This window comes from Mucilaginibacter sp. SMC90, assembly GCF_022811725.1.
Lineage (GTDB): Bacteria > Bacteroidota > Bacteroidia > Sphingobacteriales > Sphingobacteriaceae > Mucilaginibacter.
In genome coordinates this window covers 534911-555472 of the sequence record NZ_CP094527.1, presented here as the reverse complement: position 1 = coordinate 555472, position 20562 = coordinate 534911, and the positions used below count along the sequence as shown (strand labels likewise).

The 20562-nt window shown below is 42.6% G+C and carries 21 protein-coding genes; 13 read left to right on the top strand and 8 right to left on the bottom strand.

Translation table 11 applies throughout. The features are described 5' to 3' along the window. Position 1: 1 nt before the first annotated feature. The 3 genes from MTO98_RS02500 to MTO98_RS02490 are packed head-to-tail and all read left to right on the top strand — an operon-like array spanning position 2 to position 3211. Positions 2-1144 carry a YncE family protein gene (locus MTO98_RS02500; RefSeq protein ID WP_243485062.1) on the top strand — a complete coding sequence of 381 codons (1143 nt, stop codon included), beginning with the start codon at positions 2-4 and terminating at the stop codon, positions 1142-1144. Positions 1145-1172: 28 nt separating this feature from the next. Continuing rightward, entirely contained in the window at positions 1173-2060 is an 888-nt protein-coding gene (locus MTO98_RS02495; protein ID WP_243485061.1) for a cell surface protein, read from the top strand. A gap of 38 nt (positions 2061-2098) precedes the next feature. Beyond that, complete coding sequence (locus tag MTO98_RS02490; protein ID WP_243485060.1) at positions 2099-3211, top strand: DUF5074 domain-containing protein; 1113 nt, start codon at positions 2099-2101, stop codon at positions 3209-3211. Between the two features lie 55 nt (positions 3212-3266). Here MTO98_RS02490 and MTO98_RS02485 read toward each other — a convergent pair whose 3' ends face one another. Further along, positions 3267-3515, bottom strand: coding sequence for a hypothetical protein (locus tag MTO98_RS02485; RefSeq protein ID WP_243485059.1), 249 nt, complete (start codon positions 3513-3515; stop codon positions 3267-3269). Between the two features lie 699 nt (positions 3516-4214). Here MTO98_RS02485 and MTO98_RS02480 point away from each other — a divergent pair. The 7 genes from MTO98_RS02480 (at position 4215) to MTO98_RS02455 (ending at position 8863) form a co-directional block, all read left to right on the top strand. After that, positions 4215-5426: an MFS transporter gene (locus tag MTO98_RS02480; protein ID WP_243485058.1), complete on the top strand. Its 1212-nt coding sequence runs from the start codon at positions 4215-4217 to the stop codon at positions 5424-5426. Positions 5427-5626: 200 nt separating this feature from the next. Next, a complete protein-coding gene (locus tag MTO98_RS02475) occupies positions 5627-5803 on the top strand; it encodes a hypothetical protein (protein ID WP_243485057.1) in 177 nt (58 codons plus the stop codon). Positions 5804-5847: 44 nt separating this feature from the next. Further along, positions 5848-5976 (top strand): hypothetical protein, encoded by a 129-nt coding sequence (locus tag MTO98_RS34230; RefSeq protein WP_256464355.1) that lies wholly within the window; start codon positions 5848-5850, stop codon positions 5974-5976. A gap of 41 nt (positions 5977-6017) precedes the next feature. After that, positions 6018-6182, top strand: a complete 165-nt coding sequence (locus tag MTO98_RS02470; RefSeq protein WP_167667838.1) for a hypothetical protein — start codon at positions 6018-6020, stop codon at positions 6180-6182. A 240-nt stretch (positions 6183-6422) separates the two neighbouring features. Continuing rightward, a complete protein-coding gene (locus MTO98_RS02465; RefSeq protein WP_243485056.1) occupies positions 6423-7847 on the top strand; it encodes an inorganic phosphate transporter in 1425 nt (474 codons plus the stop codon). A 9-nt stretch (positions 7848-7856) separates the two neighbouring features. Further along, positions 7857-8678 (top strand): universal stress protein, encoded by an 822-nt coding sequence (locus tag MTO98_RS02460; protein WP_243485055.1) that lies wholly within the window; start codon positions 7857-7859, stop codon positions 8676-8678. A gap of 17 nt (positions 8679-8695) precedes the next feature. Beyond that, the gene (locus MTO98_RS02455; protein WP_243485054.1) at positions 8696-8863 is read left to right on the top strand and encodes a hypothetical protein; all 168 of its coding nucleotides are present in this window, start codon (positions 8696-8698) and stop codon (positions 8861-8863) included. 209 nt (positions 8864-9072) lie between these two features. On the opposite strand, the gene MTO98_RS02450 is transcribed toward MTO98_RS02455, so the two are convergent. The 4 genes from MTO98_RS02450 to MTO98_RS02435 all read right to left on the bottom strand — a co-directional run bounded on the left by MTO98_RS02450 (position 9073) and on the right by MTO98_RS02435 (position 14051). Continuing rightward, the gene (locus MTO98_RS02450; protein WP_243485053.1) at positions 9073-11217 is read right to left on the bottom strand and encodes a carboxy terminal-processing peptidase; all 2145 of its coding nucleotides are present in this window, start codon (positions 11215-11217) and stop codon (positions 9073-9075) included. A gap of 189 nt (positions 11218-11406) precedes the next feature. Then, complete coding sequence (locus MTO98_RS02445) at positions 11407-12036, bottom strand: tetratricopeptide repeat protein (RefSeq protein ID WP_243485052.1); 630 nt, start codon at positions 12034-12036, stop codon at positions 11407-11409. Positions 12037-12216: 180 nt separating this feature from the next. Further along, complete coding sequence (locus tag MTO98_RS02440) at positions 12217-13059, bottom strand: isoaspartyl peptidase/L-asparaginase (protein WP_243485051.1); 843 nt, start codon at positions 13057-13059, stop codon at positions 12217-12219. 71 nt (positions 13060-13130) lie between these two features. Next, positions 13131-14051 carry a cyanophycinase gene (locus tag MTO98_RS02435; RefSeq protein ID WP_243485050.1) on the bottom strand — a complete coding sequence of 307 codons (921 nt, stop codon included), beginning with the start codon at positions 14049-14051 and terminating at the stop codon, positions 13131-13133. Positions 14052-14222: 171 nt separating this feature from the next. Here MTO98_RS02435 and cphA point away from each other — a divergent pair, with 171 nt between their 5' ends. Then, on the top strand, positions 14223-16850 hold the full coding sequence (gene cphA / locus MTO98_RS02430) for a cyanophycin synthetase (protein WP_243485049.1): 2628 nt from the start codon (positions 14223-14225) through the stop codon (positions 16848-16850). A gap of 300 nt (positions 16851-17150) precedes the next feature. Here the strand turns inward: cphA and MTO98_RS02425 are convergent, their stop codons facing one another. Beyond that, a complete protein-coding gene (locus MTO98_RS02425) occupies positions 17151-17813 on the bottom strand; it encodes a DNA-3-methyladenine glycosylase (protein ID WP_243485048.1) in 663 nt (220 codons plus the stop codon). A gap of 273 nt (positions 17814-18086) precedes the next feature. Beyond that, complete coding sequence (locus MTO98_RS02420; RefSeq protein ID WP_243485047.1) at positions 18087-19205, bottom strand: DUF4407 domain-containing protein; 1119 nt, start codon at positions 19203-19205, stop codon at positions 18087-18089. Positions 19206-19321: 116 nt separating this feature from the next. Here MTO98_RS02420 and MTO98_RS02415 point away from each other — a divergent pair, with 116 nt between their 5' ends. After that, a complete protein-coding gene (locus tag MTO98_RS02415; protein WP_091208895.1) occupies positions 19322-19636 on the top strand; it encodes a rhodanese-like domain-containing protein in 315 nt (104 codons plus the stop codon). Then, complete coding sequence (locus tag MTO98_RS02410) at positions 19636-19851, top strand: DUF6358 family protein (RefSeq protein ID WP_243485046.1); 216 nt, start codon at positions 19636-19638, stop codon at positions 19849-19851. The genes MTO98_RS02415 and MTO98_RS02410 overlap by 1 nt, the downstream gene beginning before the upstream one ends. 77 nt (positions 19852-19928) lie before the next feature. Here the strand turns inward: MTO98_RS02410 and MTO98_RS02405 are convergent, their stop codons facing one another. Beyond that, on the bottom strand, positions 19929-20486 hold the full coding sequence (locus MTO98_RS02405; protein WP_243485045.1) for a hypothetical protein: 558 nt from the start codon (positions 20484-20486) through the stop codon (positions 19929-19931). Between the last annotated feature and the right edge of the window lie 76 nt (positions 20487-20562).

Sequence of the window (20562 nt, the reverse complement as noted above, 5' to 3'; positions counted from 1 at the left end):
CATGAAAACATCAAAAATAGCCCTATATCTACCCGTTGCCCTGTTTATGGTATTGCTTGTGGCATCATGCCGAAAGGCACCGCAGGTAATACCCGAACAGGTTGAAACCATTTTTACGCCCGATCCGTCGAGCATCGTTAAAGGCCTCTATCTGCTCAACGAGGGGAATATGAACATGAACAAGGCCTCTCTCGATTTTGTAAACTTCCGTACAGGTGTTTATGAGCGTAATATTTATAACGAGGCCAACCCCTCCGTTACCAAAGGCCTGGGCGATGTGGGTAATGACATAGGCATTTACGGTTCAAAAATGTATGTGGTGGTTAACATCTCTAATAAAGTTGAGGTGCTGGACGTAAAAACAGCCAGGAAATTAGCCCAGATAGATATTACCAATTGCCGCTACGTAACCTTCCATAAAAATAAAGCCTATGTAAGCGCTTATCTCGGTAAAGTTGGCGATCCTAAAGCGCCCAACGGTATAGTAGCCGAAATTGACACCACAAGCTTACAGATTGAACGCAAGGTTACTGTTGGCCGCCAGCCGGAGGAAATGGCCATTGTTGGCGAAAAACTGTATATAGCCAACTCCGGTGGCTATAGCCCGCCCGACTATGAGCGCACCGTTTCGGTAATTGATTTGGCTTCGTTTACCGAAACCAAGCGAATTGATGTGGCTATTAATCTCGACAGGTTAAAGGCCGACAAATACGGTGATATCTATGTTACCTCCCGCGGTGATTATTATACCATTCCGTCCAAACTCTTTGTTATCGATACCAAAACAGACGCGGTTAAAAAAACATTTGACATAGCCGCCAGCAATCTTTGGATAGATGATGATACAGCTTACATATACAGCACAGAATGGAGCTATCCGGAACAAAAAAACACAATCAGCTATACCATGCTCAATGTAAAGGATGAAACCATACTGAGCAGCAAATTTATTACCGATGGCACCGATAAAAAGATAGTAGTGCCTTACGGCATAGCTGTTAATCCGATTACCAAAGATGTTTTTGTTACCGATGCAGGTAATTACGTGGCTTCGGGTACGCTTTACTGCTTCGACAAAAACGGTGTCATGAAATGGCAGGTACAAGCCGGTGATATCCCCGCACATATGGCCTTTGTTTATTAATTCAATTCATTTTTTAAATACAAACTTTATGAAAAAACAACAACTTAAACTACTCGTGATATTAGGTGCATCATGCGCTCTTACCTGGGTATCATGCAAAAAAGATAAGGTTACCGACACAGCTCCGCAGGAAGCGCCAATCCGCCCGATAACAGCTTCGAGCAATGCGTATGTTACTACATTGTTTGATTTTAACCCCGCCCCCGGGCAGTTTACCAACACAGGCCTGGGCGATACTACCGCCGCCAAAGCAACACTAAAAACCGATCAGGGCCTCGTAAGTCTCGGCGGCTGGGGAGGTTATATCGTGGTAGGTTTTGATCATACCGTATTAAATGCCGACGAAAAAACCGATTTTGTTGTTTATGGCAATGCCTTTGCCCAGTTTGCCGAACCGGGCGTTATCTGGGTAATGCAGGATAAAAATGGCAACGGCTTGCCCGATGATACCTGGTACGAGATCAAAGGCAGTGCTTTTTATAAAGATGGTTATACCCGCAATTATTCGGTTACCTATACCCGCCCGGCATGCGATACCTGCAGCGTACCATGGAAAGATAATAAAGGCAACACCGGCGTAGTGCAAACCAATATGTTCCATTCCCAGGCTTATTACCCTATCGGCCTTAAAACAAACACTTACACTTTAACAGGAAGCCTGCTGCCATCAACCAATATCAATATGGATGATCCTTCCTATATCACCAGTGCGTCGTTTGATTATGGCTACGCCGATAACAGCGGCGGCGGCGATAAGATTGACATCAGCAGCGCTATTGACGATAAAGGGAATAAGGTAAACCTGAAGGGAATTGATTTTATCAAGGTTCAAACCGGCATCCTGGCCAACATGGGTTGGTTAGGTGAGCAGTCTACAGAATTTACAGGCGCTGCCGATCTGAGCCTGCTTAAATAAACACGCTATCAAAAACAACTATTATAAAAATCATCATCATGAAAAAAACAATTACAACGAAGCTTAGTGCGATTGCATTTTCGTTACTGGTTTTAGTCGCTTCGTCATGTAAAAAAGACGGGGTAAGCTCAAGTAATAACAAACCCCTTAAAACCGAATCATTAGGTAAGTATGATAACGGCTTCTTTTTAATTAACGAAGGCTGGTACGGCCACGGCACCGGAAGCGTAAGCTTTTACAGCTTTGCCACCAGCACCAAGCAGGATAGTATCTTCACCAAAGAAAACCCGGGCAAAACACTTGATCCGGCTACTTCAACTTTAGAGTACGGAACAATATATAATAACAAACTGTTCCTGATATCAAAAGTTGGCGGCCCTGTTGTAGTTACCGATCCATATTCGCTTAAAGAACTTGGACGTATTGCAGCAGTTGGCAGCAACAACTGGCAGGCTTTTGTCGGTATTGATGCTACCAAAGGTTTACTGAGCTCGGCAAGTGGTATCTATCCTTTTAATCTAACTACCTACACTACCGGCACAAAATTAACCAGCGTAACCGGCAGCGTTGGCGACATGATCAAATCGGGAAATTACATTTTTGTGTTATCGCAAAGCAAAGGTGTAGTGGTGCTAAACGTGGCCGATTATTCGGTTGCCAAAACCATATCGGGCATGGTTGTGGCATTTACCAAAACGCCTGATGGTTCGGTATGGGCAGCAGGCGGCACTTCACTGATCAAGATCAATCCGGCTACTTTGGCGGTAACAACCGTTACCTTACCATTTACTGCAAACAGCACCTGGTTTGCATGGCATCCGGGTTCAATTACGGCATCAACTCAAAACAATACCGTTTACATAGCCAATAACGGTACTTTTAGTGGTGCAACTACTATTTACAGGTATATTGATGGCAACGCCGCCTCATTAACAAGTCCGTTTATTACGATTCCGGCCGGCAAAGAATTATATGGCTCAGGTATCGGTTACGTGCCGCAAACTAACCAACTGGCAGTTACCACGGTAAAATCAGGCTTTGGGACCAATTATGGTGTTAACGACCTTTATTTTTACGACCTGAACGGCACACAGGTGGGTGATTTAAGTTATTCTGGGTATTACTTCCCGGCTATACCGGTATTTCATTAATTAAGAAGTTATTAACAAAAAAAGCTTAGATCATCTGTCTAAGCTTTTTTTGTTTTTATTCAGTGATGCGCTTTTTCATAATGTGGTGTAATTCCAAAACGGTACCCGAAGAGATGGTATCAGCGAGTTCCCATCCTTGGCCCGACATGTAATTTAATGCATCCACCGCAGACGTGAATTTCTCAACTGTTTCAAATTCTTTACTGAAGTTGATCTCCATTCCAAAGTCGACGGTAATATCAACTTTGCCTGAAAACGCGCGTTTAACTGTTTTTAAGATACAGTATTTTTCTTGTAATGGCATAGGAAGTGTTGTTTGCTTAAATAATGGTTTAGATCGTATAAATATACGGCCTTGATTTTTAAATTGAGAAAAACGCGTGAGTTTATAAAAAGCTTGTAAAAAAGTAAAGCCCCTGTTGGGCAGGGGCCTTTACTAACCAATTATAAACCTAAATTATGAGAAGACTATTTTATGTGTTGTGTTATCTTTAACACGGTGTAAAAGTAACACTAAGTTTTGATATTCGGAAAATATATTTTGTAATTTTTTTGTAACTTTTATTAATTACTTTCCTGTCCGATATCTTATTGTCAAAAATAAGAATAAATCATTATAAATCTACTAATTTTTTGAAAATCATCTGTCAATTTTAATTACAGGCCATTTTTAATATAAAAAAACAACAATTTCAATTTAAAAGTTTACAAAAATTTAATTTTAAATGATTTTTAAATTAAAACTAACACCATTTATCAGTTTTAAATCAAAAATTAAATTCAAAATAACATTTAAAGTTAATTTACGACATACTTTTAATCAAAATACAATAAAACAGGCCGATATCATCCTATTTAATGTCTTTTCCCAACTTATCAAAGAAACAATGTTGCTAAATCAATTTATGTCCTAAACGCGATAGCACAATAAAAATTACTTTACAAAGGCTTTTTTTTAAAGATGCTTTAACATTTTTACAGCAAATACACGCTACTTCAAAATATGTCATCAACTAACACTGCAAAGCAACACCCGCACCTTACCCCGCTAACCTTATGGATCATGACTATAGCTACGGGTTTAGTGGTGGCAAACATATATTATAACCAACCCTTACTGGCCGATATGGCGCGCACTTTCCGCATAAGTGATAAAACAGCACAACAAATATCGCTTTATACCCAAATAGGATATGCTACCGGTTTATTATTTATAGTACCACTGGCCGACATGGTTAAACGCAAACGGCTTATTTTAATAGATTTTGTACTCATGATCATATCATTGATTGCAAGCGCCATGGCCCCTTCGGTAACTATACTCATGATAGCGGGCTTTTTGGTAGGCGTATCGTCGGTAATTCCGCAATTATTGATCCCAATGGCAGCGCATTTAGCTAAGCCTCATGAGCGGGGCAAAAAAATCGGCTTTGTAATGAGTGGTTTATTAATAGGTATCCTGCTATCACGCACGCTAAGTGGTTTTATAGGCGAACATTTTGGCTGGCGAAGTATGTATTATATAGCTTCCGGCCTGATGTTGCTGATCTGGCTTATGATATTTTTGTTTTTGCCCGAAATTGAACCTGATTATAGAGGCAATTATAGCAAGCTGATGAAGTCGCTGATCCACCTGGTAAAAACTCAGCCTCAATTAAGGCTGGCGGCATTCAGAGGGGCTTTGTGCTTTGCAGGTTTCAGTGCATTTTGGACAACGTTGGTATTTCTGTTAAAAGAACCTCAGTTTAATGAAGGCAGTGCCGCTGCTGGTATGTTTGGTTTGGTTGGCGCTTTCGGCGCGGTTGCGGTTGGCTTTATGGGCAGGTTAAGTGATAAAATGGACGCATATAAACTGTCGGCCTACACACTGGCACTTATTTTAATCTCCTTTATCGTGTTTTATTTTTCAAGCCATAGCATAATAGGGCTTATCATCGGGGTTATCCTGCTTGATATGGGCGTACAGGCCACGCATATCTCTAACCAGTCAATCATTTTTGCATTGATCCCCGAGGCCCGTAACCGTATCAATACAGTATACATGGTGTCTTATTTTATAGGCGGAGCCTTAGGCACCTTCTTCGCCAGCCTTGTTTGGAAAAATTACCAGTGGAGCGGAGTATGTGCTATTGGAGCTACCTTATCGGTAATTGTGATCGTGGTGCATTTGTTATACTACAAAAAATCGTCCGCTGGTGTAACTAATGTTCGGTAGCGCATACCGGTTCACAGGCATTGGAAGGCAGTTTGGGTGGGATTGATCAAAAAAAGTCAAAAAAATTTATCGAAAAATACCATTGAAATTCAATGATTTACATTTTATTGTAAAATAATTCTGAGAGTTTTATGAACTTTCAGGCCTTTTCTGAAAAGTTTGGCATTGATTTAGATTAGTACTTACCAAACGCAGTTGTTATGGAAGCAAAAGACAAAGCGGTTAAAACGGAAGAAGAGAAAGAGTGGGAGAATCCCGTTGAGCCGACAAAGACTTCAGACCCACGGGACGAGGAACAAATGTTGAGGCAATACAAAGAAGCTAAACGCCGCCACGACAACCTTACCGAAAACGAAGACGACGAAAAGAAAGATTAAAAACGAAGACATTAAAATATTAAAAACATTTAAAAGCCTACAACATGAAAACGCAAAAACAAACATCAACCACCAAACTAATAGCAAGCTTTGATAACGCGCTTAAAAACATCATCATGAGCGATTTGAAAGCTATCAAAGCTAAAACTCCTTACTTAACACCGGCTGCTTAAATTAAACATAAAACATTCACTACCTACAACTCCATCTACCTATGAAAGCATATAAACCAACACCCGCAATAACCAAATTACTTGCACGCTTTGACGCCGAATTATTAGAGCTGTTAAGTGAAGATCTGAAAAACTACAGGGCTAAAACCCAGTTCATGAGCAACAACAAGCAGGTAGCAGCACAGCAAACGCTGTCTGCCGCTTGATCAACATATATCTACATCTATCTATCGAGTACTAACATCACCTATGAAAACGTGGAGCCCTGTAACAAACAGGGCTCTATTTTTTTGCATAAGCCCGGGCCGGTTTAATACTGTATTAAGTATGCATAATATTAAATAACAATATGTTAACATTTGCATCACTTAAAGGAAATGGCTATAACGGTTCTTTGAAACTAAAGCGGCTGCCGAAACAAATTCGCCGGTCATAAATAAAGTTTTATGCATTTTTCAATCCCCGCGGTTATTCTCCCCTTCCTTGGCCAGGTGGATCTGAGCGGTTATCTGCTCACTGTTTTTCTCCTTTGCATTCTGGCGGTTATGGGCTTTGAGTTTGTAAACGGCTTTCATGATACAGCTAACGCCGTAGCTACGGTTATTTATACAAAAGCCCTGCGCCCGGTTTATGCTATTCCGTGGTCTGGTTTATGGAACTTTTTAGGAGTTTGTCTTGGCGGGGTAACTGTAGCTATGGGGATTTTAAAACTGGTACCGTTAGATACATTAATGACCCTGCCTGTAAGCGTTGGGGCATGTCTTGTGCTCGCTGTACTGCTGTCATCTATCATCTGGAACCTCGGTACCTGGTACCTGGGTATCCCTTGTTCAAGTTCGCATACCATGATTGGTGCCATGATTGGCGGCGGACTTGCCTTTACCTTTTATTATAACGGTCCGGGTGTAAACTGGAGCAAGGCCGGCGAGATCGGCTCTTCGCTCATATTATCGCCAATAATTGGTTTCGGCGCGGCTGCGCTGTTAATGCTGTTTCTGAAACATGTAACAAAATCGCATGCCCTGTTTCATATCCCCAGTGGTGAAAACGACCGCCCTCCCATACACATCCGTCTTTTATTGGTTACTACTTGTACGCTGGTAAGCTTTTTTCATGGCAGTAACGACGGCCAAAAAGGCGTAGGCTTGTTTATGCTGATTTTAATAGCTTTTTTACCGGCCCGTTTCGCAGTAAACCATGCAGTGCCTGATACTATAGTTTTATCGGCCCTGAACCAAACGGAGCAGGTTATTAATCGGCACCTCGAAAACAACAACGAAAAAAAGTCTGTTTTAACTGCACTAACTGCAGCTATTCATCAAACCAAAGCTTCACTGGCCGAAAAAAACGAAAAAGAGGCGGCAAAAACTTACCGTTATCGTAAACAGGTTGAAGAGGTAGTTAAAGATATAAGGGCCGTAATTAAAGCTCCGGGGGCAAACCTTGATGCTAAAGATCAGGAGCTGCTTACCTCTGCAGCCAATGAGCTTGAGCACGTAACAGATTTTGCACCGGTATGGGTTATCGCTATTATCTCCCTGTCGCTTGGCGTGGGTACCATGATAGGCTGGAAAAGGATAGTAGTTACCATTGGCGAAAAGATAGGTAACGAGCATTTAAATTATGCCCAGGGGGCAACTTCCGAGATTGTGGCCGCATCAACTATAGGTTTAAGTACTGGGTTTGGCTTACCGGTGAGTACAACGCACGTATTATCAAGCGGCATAGCGGGGGCCATGGTTGCATCGGGCGGAAAGGGAAATTTAAATAACGGAACGCTTAAAAACATCGCATTAGCCTGGGTGCTTACTTTGCCTGTTGCGATAATTTTAGCATTTTTATTATTCATGCTTTTTCATTTGTTTATATAATACGGTAAAATGAAACAGATACTGGTTGCCACCGATTTTTCAAAATGCGCTGCAAACGCCATGGCTTACGCTATGGAGCTGGCAAATATATTAGGCCGTGAAGTTTGCGCCATACATGCCATACATCCTACCGAAGGTATTAACAACAGCACCTACAACGCCATTTTTATTGAAGATTATTACAATAACAAACGCGAGGCACTAAAGGAGTGGGTAAGCAGTTACACCAACGACGAGAAGTATAAAAACGTTAACGTAACTACCCTTTGCGATGTAGGCTTTTTAAAAGCAGTGATAACCCGCTATGTTGAAAAGCATGAGGTTGAATTATTGGTAATGGGAATCATGGGTGCCACCGGCATTACCGGTATAGTGGGTAGCAATGCCAGCATGGTAGTAACAAAAATCAAGGTACCTACGCTAATTATTCCGCTGGAAAGTAAGTTTGAAAATGTGCCGATGATAACTTTGGCCACCGATTTTGAAACCCGCCTTTCGGCTGTTGACGTGAATGCCCTAAATGAAATGATAAAGGCCTTCGGATCTGCTAAAATGCAGGTGCTTTATGTGGCCGAAAAAACCGACCAACAGCAGGTACTGGTTTGGGAAGCCCGTTTGCGCGATCTGATCAAACACACCGATCTGGAATTTAATTACATACAGGATAACAGCGCTTTAAATGGGATCATGAATTTTATCCAATCGCACGAAACCGATATGCTTTGCCTGGTAAAACATCATCATAACATAGTATACCGTTTGTTTACGCGCAGTACGGTTAACCAGGTAATGAACAAATCGGTTAAGGCGATATTGATCCTGCACGAATAAGAGTTAAATACAACAATATGGACCAGGTTAATTATCCTATAGTAATAATTGTAATTATTGCTGTTATTGTATTACTGGTATGGATCATCAGGCGTAATCAGAAAGACGAAAAGAAACTGGAAAAAGATATCATTCAATCCGAACTGAAACCGGAAGAAAATAACGACAAAGAGATAAACACCTAAAAAGTTGCTTAAAAGAAGGTCTGCTCATACGGCCTTCTTTACAGACCGGTATCCACTCTCCTAACGCGGCCCCTCTCATCATTTAAATCCATCGCAGCTTTTTTTATAGGGCTTTCCTGGTAAATTGCCAATAACGCATTTAGGATCAGGCCAAACAAAAACGCCCGGCATCTTTTGATACCGGGCGTTTAATATTATTTAAAACCTGCTTAATTGGCTGGCTGAGCGCCAACGCTTGTAAATTTATTATCGAGGCTGATATAGTCGGTCATGATTTGGCCTGCTTCGCGTTTAACAAAGTCAAGATCCTCGTTTTTAGGTTTTGCTTGACCTTTTTTAAGGGCTGGCAAACCTAATGCTACCCGACGAAGGTTGTTGCGCTCAAATGATTTTGCTTCATCGTCATCGCGTTGTTTTTTCAGATCAGACTCTTTCAGTGATACGCTGTCATCGGCATCATGCTTTTTGAAATCTTCAATATCTTCAAGCAGATATTTATAACTGTCGCTGCCGGCCATGCGCTGGTCGTGTAGTTTTTTAAGCTGCGGCAGCACACCGGTAAAGTCGCCTGTTTTGGCATAATCTGTTTTTGCAATGACATCAAAAGGCATAGCCGATGGTTCGGTATCTTCACCGTATTTATCCAACGGAATAACTGAAGGGAAAGAAATATCTGGCGTTACACCTTTGTGCTGGGTTGAATTACCGCTGATTCGATAGAATTTTGCTATAGTTAAATTAAGCTGGCCATAGGTACTTTGGCTACCGGTTGAGGTTGTTTTTTTAGCACCGCCAACTACGCCTGCAATTTTATCGCGAAGCGACGAGCCGATCACCCTGTCAAGATCGATAGCGCTTTGTACCGAGCCTTTACCATAAGTTTGGGTACCCAATATCAACCCGCGACCGTAATCCTGGATAGCGCCTGAGAAAATTTCAGATGCTGAGGCGCTGAAACGGTCAACCAATACAGCCATTGGGCCGCTGTAGGTAATGTCCGGATCTTCGTCTTTATCAATTTCAACCTGGTCTTTGGTATCGCGTACCTGTACTACCGGGCCGGTTTTAATGAACAATCCGGTAAGTTCAATAGCTTCCATTAATGAACCACCCCCGTTTTCACGCAGATCGATCACCAAGCCATCTACATTCTCCTTCTTTAACGAGTCAAGGATCAGCTTAACATCGTGTGTGGTGCTTTTATAATTAGGGTTACCGGCTTTGTAGTCGTTAAAATCTATATAGAAGGCAGGAATGGATATCACGCCTATCTTAACCGTTTTACCATTATTGTTATAGGTACGGATCTCTTTTTTGGCCGATTGATCTTTCAGGATGATTTTTTCACGTACCATTTCAACCACTTTAGGCTTGGCAGATGCGTTTACACCGGCTGGCAGTATTTCAAGCTTCACGGTAGTGCCTTTTGTGCCGCGAATGATAGCAATAGCATTATCCACTCGCCAACCCACTACGTTCTGAAACTCGCCGGTTTTGCCTTGCGCTACCGCAACAATACGGTCGTCAACGCTTATCTGGTGGCTTTTATCTGCCGGGCCTCCCGGTACAATGGTTTTAATAGTTACGTATTCGTTCTCTACCTGCAGCGAAGCACCAATCCCTTCAACCTGGCGCGACATTTCAATATTGAAATTAGCGGCATTTGATGGGTTAAAATAGTTGGTGTGCGGATCGATAGCCTCGGTAAAGGCATCCATAAAATATTGGAAAACATCCTGATTTGATAACTTATTGGTTTGTGTTAACAGGTTTTCGTAACGCTTTTTAAGTGTTTCCTTATTCTTAGCCATATCTGCGTTAGCCAGTTTAAGGTTCAGCAAATCATATTTAACCCGTTTAGTCCACATGGCATCCATATCGCTTTGTGTAGCAATCCAAGGCAACTTATCACGATCGTAAACAAATGTTTCAGTTTTATTGAAATCGAAGTTTTTGCTGATCTGCGCAAGTGAAAACTTTACGTGCTCAATATACCTTTTCTGAAAAACGTTGAATATGTAAAAAGCATCGGCAAGGTTACCAGCTTTAATATCATCATCAAGTACGGTTTTATACTTTTCAAAATCCTTAATGTCCGATGCTAAAAAATAGCTATGGTTTTCATCAAGCGATTTGATATAACGGTCATAAATTATGGCCGATACCGAATCATTCAATGGAACTTTTTTATAGTTATAGTTGGAAATTAATGCTGCTACCTGCTTACAAACAACGCTTTGCTGTTCGTCAGGTTGTAAATCATTTGAACCTGCAACTTTGATTGGTTTGGATGGTGATGCTTTACAGGCGAGGGCAGCGCCCAGCACCAATAACAAATATACTTTCTTAAACATATCTTTTACTGTAGTTAAATCGGGGTTGGTGTAAAACATCAATACTTGTGCCTATTATTAGTTTGCTAATGTAAAATAAAAAAGAGACAGTCAAAACGCTGTCTCTTAATTACTAATAACAATAATACGATTATGTTTTACTAAAAGTATGTGGGCAACACCATTTTACGCTTTTGTTACAAAAAAATACTATTTGTTAACAGGTTTGGCAATTGTGCCTGCATCCGCAGTTTCGGCAAAGCGCGTTTCACTGCGCGGTGTTTTAAACTTATTGTCCTGTAAATAGCGCGTTTTTTTCTCAACAATGGTCAGATCATAGGTTAAGCCGCGGGCAACAGCCAGCTGACGTGCTTCGGCCAGATCCTGTTTGGCTTGTGCATAGTCGCCATAGTCGGCTTTTACAGCAGCAAGATCAAGCAGGTTGGCTATTGTGTGCCGGTCATCATTTTGCTGGCGCGATATAGTAATACTTTGCAGCAGGAACCATTTAGCCTCAGCCAGTCGGTTTTGCTTCATGTACATCTGGGCCAAATCGCTAAAGTTATAGCTGGCAGCGTTGTACACGTGAAAACGCATATTATGCTGCGCTGTTCTCATCACCGATTCTTCGATCATGGCCATTACATAAGGCGTATGCTCAATAATGGTTGGCGGAATTTTTACTTTAGCAATTGCCGGGGGCGGCAGCCTTTTGATGGAATGATTTTGTGCATAAGCCATCTGCGGGTACCGGGCACGCTTATTGAACGGTTTGTAATACCATTGCGCCGACGCATTGAACCCAACACAGCACAAAATAATAATTAGGAAATATCTCATCTAATCTTTTTCCTGGGTTTAAACTGTATAATTTTAAATTAATCAGCTTAACAAATGTAATTATTTGTTAACGGGAAAACAATACCTGTAAAAGGCAACAGCTACATAAACGCTTAATTACCACTGTTATTTTACAGACCTTGAATTTATACCTTTCTACGGAAAAAATAAATTTAGGTTTTAGTTAAATACTTCAATATCGCCATCATGGAGCGCCCAAACCATGTAGGGATGTGTATCTGAGTGGTATATATGTCCGTCGGCAGTGATGCCTATAACACCGGCAAAGCCGTCATAAGGCTTCATTTCGTCAAGGGTTTTTTCGGTGGCAGCCATAAGGGTCATGCCGTCTGTTACGCGTGTAACAATTTTAGTAGCTACCGATCCGCTTACAATATCTTCACCTACACCGGTACATGAAATACCGGCAAAGCTGTTGGCGTAGTTGCCCGCCGTAGTGGCCGAATCACTAACACGACCAGGTATTTCAAAGCCCTTGCCCCCGGTGCTTGTAGCAGCAGCCAGGTTGCCATGCACATCCAGCGCTACACAACCTACGGTACCAAGCCTTATCGAGTCGCTTAATTTTTGTTCATATTCATGACGGCGCTGCGGGGTTTCGGGATTGTAATATTTGTAGCCGTTTTCAATAGCAAAATCACACGCTCCTTTGCCGCTTAAAACACGATCATCGTAAGACTGTAGTTTTTCGGCAATGCAAATGGGGTTTTTAACGTCTTCAATGTTGATAACGCCCGAAAAACGCTGTGTTTTACCATCCATCAGCGCAGCGCTCAGCCTAATTTTCCCATCGCTCTGGATCTGTGAGCCGGTACCGGCGTTAAAAAGCTCGCAATCTTCAAGCAGCCGTACAGTATACACTACAGTTTCTGCAGCGGTATGGTGTTGCAGATGGTTATATCCTAACTGCACTATGCCGTTCAGGGCCTCCTGTTTGGCCAGCTTTACTTCCTGGTTGGTAAGCGATTCGCTAAAAAAACCGCCGTGAATAATTATTTTCATAATTATAAATTAAGTAGATGTACCTGCATAAATAAGGCCAGGGTATTTATAAGAACTTTATGCAGTTTAAATTATTGTAAAAGATTGCTTCCCGGTGCATGTATAAAAACACCTTCTTCAACTTTCATGTTCTTTTTGATTATTAAACGGTGTTGTACCAGATCGTACTTATCAAATATCGACATTACATGCACCTTCAGGTTTTCGATTGATACCGGCGAGCCAAGCTCTACATCGTATATATTAGTTGATACGATATTGCGGCCATCAACCAAAATGATCAAACCCGAGCCAATGGCTTCCATCATGTAACCGTCGGTAATAAGCAGGCCCGTATCTTCACCAAGGCCAATACCTAAAATACCCGGGTTGGTTGCTACTGCGTACATCAACCGCCCTATACGGCCACGTTGCACAAAGTGTGTATCAACAATAACCGAGTCAATAAAACCGAGCCCGGCGGTTATCTGCACCTCGCCCTTAACCAGCGCTTCGTTGCTTTGCCCCCGGTAGATCATGTGTGTTGACGCTGCCGCAGCACCTGCCGAAGTACCGGCTATTACAAAGTTTTCTTTTTGATAACGCTGTTTCAGGATCTGCAAAAATTCGGTACCACCAAAAATGGCAGTAAGCCTCAGTTGGTCGCCGCCGCTAAACATAACCACATCGGCTTTGCGGATCCTGTCTAAATAGGCTTTATTAGCTGCATCTTCACGGTTTTTGATATGCAGCACATCAACATTGGTAACATTGAGCTGGCCAAACGCTTTGATATACTCATCGCCAACAAGTTCGGGAATTTGCGACGCGGTAGTAATTACCTCAATTTTTGAGCCTTCGCGCTTAGCCGACTCATTAATAATGCGCCTTAATATGCCTTGTTCAAAAAATTTGATATAATCCGGCTGCAAAATGTGCTCCTGAAGAGTAACATTACTCCCCATATCAACCGCTCCGCCTATAATTATTAGCTTACCTTTCGGGACAATCATGATTATTTCACAATATCTTAATACAACTATATACAAATTACGGCAAAAACATGCACAAACACAGGAACTAATAATAAATAATGGCTTTTTGCCATCAAAAATTTTATTCCCGTGTTATGTTTTATAGTTTTAAGGGGAAATTAGACTGACAAAAAAATAGAATTCTACATAATGAAGATCGAGAATATCCAGGTACTACGCGGACCCAACATTTGGAGCATCAGGCGCAAAAAATTAATACAAATGCGGCTTGACCTGCAGGAGATGGAGCACCGCCCTACTAATGAAATTGACGGATTTTACGAACGCCTTGAAAAATTACTGCCGTCATTATACACCCACCGCTGCTCGCCAGGTGTACCCGGAGGTTTTTTTCAGCGGGTTATAGCCGGCACCTGGATGGGCCATGTTATTGAACATATCGCTTTAGAGATCCAAACCCTTGCCGGCATGGATACCGGTTTTGGCCGTACCCGCGAAACCAAAACCAAAGGTGTATACAATGTAGTGTTTGCCTACCTGGAAGAAAAAGTTGGTGTTTTTGCTGCCGAATCATCTGTACGCATTGCCGAGGCATTGATAATAGGCGAAGATTATAACCTGGATGCGGATATTCAACAAATGCGCGAGATCAGGGAAAACACCCGTTTAGGCCCAAGTACAGGCTCAATTGTAGAAGAAGCTATTGCAAGAGATATCCCATGGATCAGGCTCAACAACCAATCATTAGTGCAGCTGGGCTACGGCAAAAACCAGGTGCGTTTTCGCGCTACCATGACCGAGAAAACCAGCAGTATTGCCGTTGATATTGCCAGTAATAAGGAAGAAACCAAGCGCCTGCTGCAGGAGCAGGCCATCCCGGTAGCCAAAGGCGTAACCATATCTTCGGCATCGGCTGTGCCCGATGCTATCCGTAAGGTGGGTTTCCCGCTGGTGTTTAAACCTTTAGACGGCAACCATGGCCGCGGTATCTCTATCAACATAAAAACCGAAGAGGAGGCTATTGAGGCTTATGAGCACGCCGCTAAAATTTCGCGCCGTGTGATTGTGGAACGATATGTTACAGGCTTTGATTTCAGGGTGCTGGTTATAGACAATAAAATGGTTGCAGCGGCTTTGCGTAAGCCGGCACACGTTACCGGTGATGGCAGACTGAATATCCAGGAACTTATCGACCTTGAAAACACTGATCCACGCCGTGGTTATGGGCATGAAAATGTGCTAACCGAAATATCGGTTGACCGTGATACGCTTGACCTGCTGGCCAAAAAAGGATATTCGCTGGAAACGGTACCTCAAAAAGACGAGGTAGTTTACGTAAAATCAACTGCAAATTTGAGCACCGGCGGTACCTCTGTTGATGTTACCGATCACGTACACCCGCAAAACATTTTCATTTGCGAACGGATCTCCAAAATCATCGGTCTTGACATTTGCGGCATCGATATCATGGCACAAAACCTTACCGAGCCGCTTACCGACACGGGAGGTGTAATATTGGAAGTTAACGCCGCGCCAGGCTTCAGGATGCACATTGCACCAAGCGAAGGGCTGCCGCGCAACGTAGCTGGGCATGTAATTGATATGCTTTACCCGGCAGGCAAATCGGCCCGTATCCCCATCATCGCTATTACTGGCACCAACGGTAAAACCACAACCACCCGTTTAATAGCCCATATCGTAAAAAACAATGGCCACAGGGTTGGTTTTACTACATCAGATGGTATTTATGTTCAAAACAACATGATGCTGAAGGGCGATACCACCGGCCCGGTAAGCTCAGAGTTTATACTGAAAGACCCTACTGTTGACTTTGCCGTGCTGGAGACTGCCCGCGGGGGCATACTGCGTTCGGGCCTTGGCTTTGGATTTTGTGATATAGGTGTAATTACCAATATCCAGGAAGACCACCTCGGGTTGTCGGATATTCATTCGCTCGAAGACCTTTCGCGGGTGAAAAGCGTGGTATTAAACTCGGTTAAAAAAGATGGCTGGGGCGTTTTAAATGCCGATAATGAGTATTGTGTACGCATTGGCAAAAAGGCCGAATGTAACATAGCTTATTTTAGTCGGAACGAAAACAACCCGATCATCAAATCGCATTGTAAAAAAGGAGGGATCGCGGCCATTTGCGAAAACGGCTTCATCACCATTTTAAAAGGCGACTGGAAGATCCGTGTGCAGCGCACTATCCTGATCCCGCTTACTTTTGGTGGTACTGTGCCATTCATGATCGAGAATGTGCTGGCCGCTACGCTGGCTACCTTTTTATGGGGATTTAAGACCGAGGATATCAAGATCTCGCTCGAAACTTTCATTCCTTCGGCATCGCAAACGCCGGGACGTATGAATATCTTCGAATTCAAGGATTTCCGTTTCATGATTGATTTTGCCCACAACCCTGATGGTTACACCGGTATTAAAGAGTTTTTAAGGCATATCGATTCGCCCCTTAAAATTGGCATCATAGCCGGTACAGGCGACAGGCGCGATGATGACATCCGCGAACTGGGCAAACTATCGGCCGAAATGTTTGACTACATTATTCTGCGCCAGGAGAAACACCTGCGCGGCCGTACCGCCGAAAACATTATCGGCTTGTTAAAAGAAGGAATAGCTTCGGTTGACCCTGATAAACAGGTTGAGGTGGTACCTAAAGAAGTTGACGCTATTAAACACGCCATGAGCCTTGCCCGGCCAGGTACCTTCATAACAGCATTGAGCGATGTTATTGATAACGCCATTGAAACTGTTCAGGATTACCAGGAACAGGAGAGAAATGGGCTATTTAACGCCTAAGGCCTTTAAAGGTGGCTTTTGATAAGGATATTTTAAAGCGTTGGCTTCGCCAGCGCTTTTTTGTTTATACGCTTTCGCAGGTTCAAGCGTGATAACGTGGATAGGTATTCGGAAGAAATAAAAAAGTGGGGATTGTGCGATTCCCTCCCTTGGGAGGGGTTTCGACGGCAGGCTTATCTGCCTTCATTACGCATAAACCCCTCCCTGCCACTACACAACTCTGCCGCGCCCCTCCCCAAGGAGGGAATTAAAAATCTTCCGAACTGTTATAGTGTTATCAAACTCAAACCCGCAAATACTTTATTTTTCCAGGCCTTCAGGGGCGGGTTTGGGTGGAGCTGATGTCCTTTGGCTCAAATAATAATGCCACAATATCATAGCCGCTATGGTGCGGTATGGTTTCCACTGTTCGGTTACCGCCAACAAATCTTCCCTTGTAATATCCTTTGACAGATTTTTTACCCGCTTAAGCGCATTCACCGCGGCCAGATCCCCGATAGGGAAAACATCGGTGTGCTGTAGTACAAACATCAGGTAAACATCAACCGTCCAATTGCCAATACCTTTGAGGGCGATTAGCTTGGCACGGATCACGTCATCAGGCATCTGCTCCATAGCTTCCAGATCGATTTGCCCGCTGATGATAGCTTCTGCAAGGTATTTGATGTAGGCTGTTTTTTGGCGGCTGCAATAGCAGGCTTTAAATTCTTCGTCGGTAAGGAGCAGTACACGGGCGGGAGTAATTTCCTGTACCCGTTCCCTCAATTTATTTAAGGCCGATAATGCCGAGGCCAGTGATACCTGCTGTTCAAGGATAATATGCACCAGCGTTTCAAAACTGTTTGGCCTTGACCACAGCGGCGGGTAGCCATGATTTTGGATGATCAGGGCTAAATCCGGATCACCGGCTGCGAGTTGATCACAAATGGATTGATAGTTTGAATGGGAAAATTGCTCAAACATAGGTTAATAATATGTTTGCAAGATGCGTGATTGGGATGAAACCGCAAAAGATTTACGCCTGCAATAAGTATAAATGTCCTCACGACCCATACTATGTTTAAGGAGGCACCTACGGAGCCAATATTTCTGTTCTTTTTGGCTATAAACACGATACTCCTACGGAGTGCGAAAGAAAATTGCAAAACTCCGTAGGAGTATCATGTTTATAGAATTTATTAAAAGCAGCGCATTGGCTCCGTAGGTGCCTCCTTTTCAATTGGCAAAATGAGCCGCTTACTCATAACTATGCCGCTCAAAATCATAATCAGATTGTGAACTGATGATCTTCTTTCGCCGTTCGATATCTGTATCCAGGTTATGGTCATAGATATTATCGGTAACAGCTATGTCACGTTCTTTGTCGCGTTCGGCGAAGTGGATATTTGCTTCGGCAGTTTTAGCAATAGCTGTATCATAAGGCCCCTTGGGCGACATCAGCTTTACAAACACCGGCAAACATTCAAATAAAATAAACAAATAGCCTATAAAGGAAATGGCGAGGTATGTATCCAGATCGCGTTTACCGTTTTCCGTATAGGTAAGCTGGCCCAATGCCCAGTTACGATCGGAGAAGCCAGCTATGCTGGCCAAACTGTCTAATTGATGCTCTGTAAACAGGCGCGTGCTGTTTAGCCCCTCATAATCCTTCCGGGCGCTCAGGTATTGGTCCATCTGCCCTAAATTATCGGTAACCGTTTTGAGCCGTGTTTCTTTTTCTTCCAGTACACTTTGTTTTTGCTTGGCGTAAGTGCCGTAGCCGGTAATGCCCGATGTTTGGTTGGTTTTATCACCAAAAACTTCCTGGTTAAGCTGGTAGCGCGAACGGTTGATATCCCGCTCTAATGAATCCTTTTCTTTCTTCAGGTCGGTATTTTTGCCCAGCTCCATAGCATACTTTTGCATGTACGTTTTTTCGAGCGTGTCAATTTTGCTGCGCTGGCCCTTTAAGTATGCTGTTTTAAGTTTCTGGCGAATTTCTTTATCAAAGATCTTTAGTTCAAGCGGACGCGATATCACAACCCCGATCATAATAGCCAGCAAGATACGCGGTGAAGCCTGCAATATCTGCTGATTTGTTGTACCTTCTTTATTAATACTGGATACAATGTAGCGGTCCATATTAAAAATGGCCGTTCCCCATAGCAATCCAAATAGTATAGCAAAGCCTACAGCAAAGGCATCGCCATTAAAAACAAAGTACATGGCATAACCTCCCGATAAAGCCGCAAATAATGCGGTGAAAAATATGGTTGCGCCAATACCAACATACTTATTATGCTCTATTGGGTACTTTTTTAAGGTATCGATATGTGCTCCTGAACAGAACCAGAAAAAGCGTGTAACTTTTTTCATTAAGTAATTATTGTGTAAACATATATGAAACGCTCATACACTTTGATTGTTACAAATAACAAGCCTAAATATTTGATTAAGAAAAAAACTACCTTTGGATTATAATTACATTTAATATGAACGAGATAACCGTACAGGAATTAAAAGAGAAAATTGACAAAGGCGAAGATTTTCAACTGATTGATGTTAGGGAAGATTTTGAATATGAAACTTCAAACCTTGGCGGGCAGCTTATACCGCTTGGCGGCGTAGTGATAGAATCGGAAAAGATAAGTAAAGACAAACCGGTAGTGGTAATGTGCCGCAGCGGTAAACGCAGTGCAGCCGCTATTATGCAACTGGAGCAGCTTGGCTTTACCAACCTGTCAAACTTAAGAGGCGGGATCCTTGCATGGCAGGCCGAAATTGACCCCGAATTAAACGTATACTAATGGGCTTTAAACTGGTGCTCAACGTGCTTTACACCATGGGTGTAGCGTTGTGCTTTATTGTAGCTTTTAAAATGTTTACAACCCATAACTACCCTGTAATGGCAGGAGCTATGATAGTTGGTGTAGTTGTGATTTTTATGAAGTTAAAGCTTTTAAAGGAGGTTAAAGACACACAGCAAGTGAAAGAAACCAAGGAAACCCCAAAAAAGAAATAAACTTTTACAGTATCCTGCACAGACTTACGAAGTTTTTGAAGCTTCGTAAGTCTGTCTTCTATCTTTTCCGGTTAGCTTTACTCCGGTTTATAGCCTTTCAGTATTTTCCTTTCCCTGCCTTCTGCAGGCCAAAGGGTAATTTTATAATGATCGGTACCTTCATCCTCATCAGGGTTCACATTTTTTATGGCGTACGAATAAATACGGACACGATACCTCGCCGGGGTAACAATAGCCTTCAAAATAATTTTGGTATCCGGAAAATTCAGGACCTCCATAATGCCCGAACTTAGTTTTACACTACCTTCAACAACATGGTCATATTTGCCGAAGTCTTTTTCGGTATCGGCAGTATTAAGCACACTAAGCTCGGCGCGTACGTGGCCATAACTGGCGGTTTTAACGCCAATAATATCTTCTGTGGTACCTAAACGCGCGTTTTGGGCATCACTGTTCCAGAAGGTAGTATCGCCTGTGGTACCGGTAAATGCCGAATCGCACAGGTAAAATTGATTGTGGGTAGTAAAAAAATCAAGATTGTATTTGCCGGAGGGGCGTATGGAAAAAGCAAGGATAGCAGGCAATACCAAAAAACATATGAGTAAAACTGTGTGGTGAATTCTTTGCCTTTTCATTGATAAGGCAAGTTACAAAAAAGATAAAAGCAATGCCTTTCGGATAGTATAATTCTCTTTAAACAAAAACGCATCA

Coding starts and splice junctions, on each gene's coding strand:
- MTO98_RS02425 (WP_243485048.1), bottom strand. CDS start 17,813: ATGTTTGAGCAATTTTCCCATTCAAACTATCAATCCATTTGTGATCAA.
- MTO98_RS02435 (WP_243485050.1), bottom strand. CDS start 14,051: ATGATTGTCCCGAAAGGTAAGCTAATAATTATAGGCGGAGCGGTTGAT.
- MTO98_RS02485 (WP_243485059.1), bottom strand. CDS start 3,515: ATGCCATTACAAGAAAAATACTGTATCTTAAAAACAGTTAAACGCGCG.
- MTO98_RS02410 (WP_243485046.1), top strand. CDS start 19,636: ATGGGCTTTAAACTGGTGCTCAACGTGCTTTACACCATGGGTGTAGCG.
- MTO98_RS02440 (WP_243485051.1), bottom strand. CDS start 13,059: ATGAAAATAATTATTCACGGCGGTTTTTTTAGCGAATCGCTTACCAAC.
- MTO98_RS34230 (WP_256464355.1), top strand. CDS start 5,848: ATGAAAACGCAAAAACAAACATCAACCACCAAACTAATAGCAAGCTTT.
- MTO98_RS02465 (WP_243485056.1), top strand. CDS start 6,423: ATGCATTTTTCAATCCCCGCGGTTATTCTCCCCTTCCTTGGCCAGGTG.
- MTO98_RS02500 (WP_243485062.1), top strand. CDS start 2: ATGAAAACATCAAAAATAGCCCTATATCTACCCGTTGCCCTGTTTATG.
- MTO98_RS02415 (WP_091208895.1), top strand. CDS start 19,322: ATGAACGAGATAACCGTACAGGAATTAAAAGAGAAAATTGACAAAGGC.
- cphA (WP_243485049.1), top strand. CDS start 14,223: ATGAAGATCGAGAATATCCAGGTACTACGCGGACCCAACATTTGGAGC.
- MTO98_RS02445 (WP_243485052.1), bottom strand. CDS start 12,036: ATGAGATATTTCCTAATTATTATTTTGTGCTGTGTTGGGTTCAATGCG.
- MTO98_RS02420 (WP_243485047.1), bottom strand. CDS start 19,205: ATGAAAAAAGTTACACGCTTTTTCTGGTTCTGTTCAGGAGCACATATC.
- MTO98_RS02475 (WP_243485057.1), top strand. CDS start 5,627: ATGGAAGCAAAAGACAAAGCGGTTAAAACGGAAGAAGAGAAAGAGTGG.
- MTO98_RS02470 (WP_167667838.1), top strand. CDS start 6,018: ATGAAAGCATATAAACCAACACCCGCAATAACCAAATTACTTGCACGC.
- MTO98_RS02480 (WP_243485058.1), top strand. CDS start 4,215: ATGTCATCAACTAACACTGCAAAGCAACACCCGCACCTTACCCCGCTA.
- MTO98_RS02495 (WP_243485061.1), top strand. CDS start 1,173: ATGAAAAAACAACAACTTAAACTACTCGTGATATTAGGTGCATCATGC.
- MTO98_RS02455 (WP_243485054.1), top strand. CDS start 8,696: ATGGACCAGGTTAATTATCCTATAGTAATAATTGTAATTATTGCTGTT.
- MTO98_RS02490 (WP_243485060.1), top strand. CDS start 2,099: ATGAAAAAAACAATTACAACGAAGCTTAGTGCGATTGCATTTTCGTTA.
- MTO98_RS02450 (WP_243485053.1), bottom strand. CDS start 11,217: ATGTTTAAGAAAGTATATTTGTTATTGGTGCTGGGCGCTGCCCTCGCC.
- MTO98_RS02460 (WP_243485055.1), top strand. CDS start 7,857: ATGAAACAGATACTGGTTGCCACCGATTTTTCAAAATGCGCTGCAAAC.
- MTO98_RS02405 (WP_243485045.1), bottom strand. CDS start 20,486: ATGAAAAGGCAAAGAATTCACCACACAGTTTTACTCATATGTTTTTTG.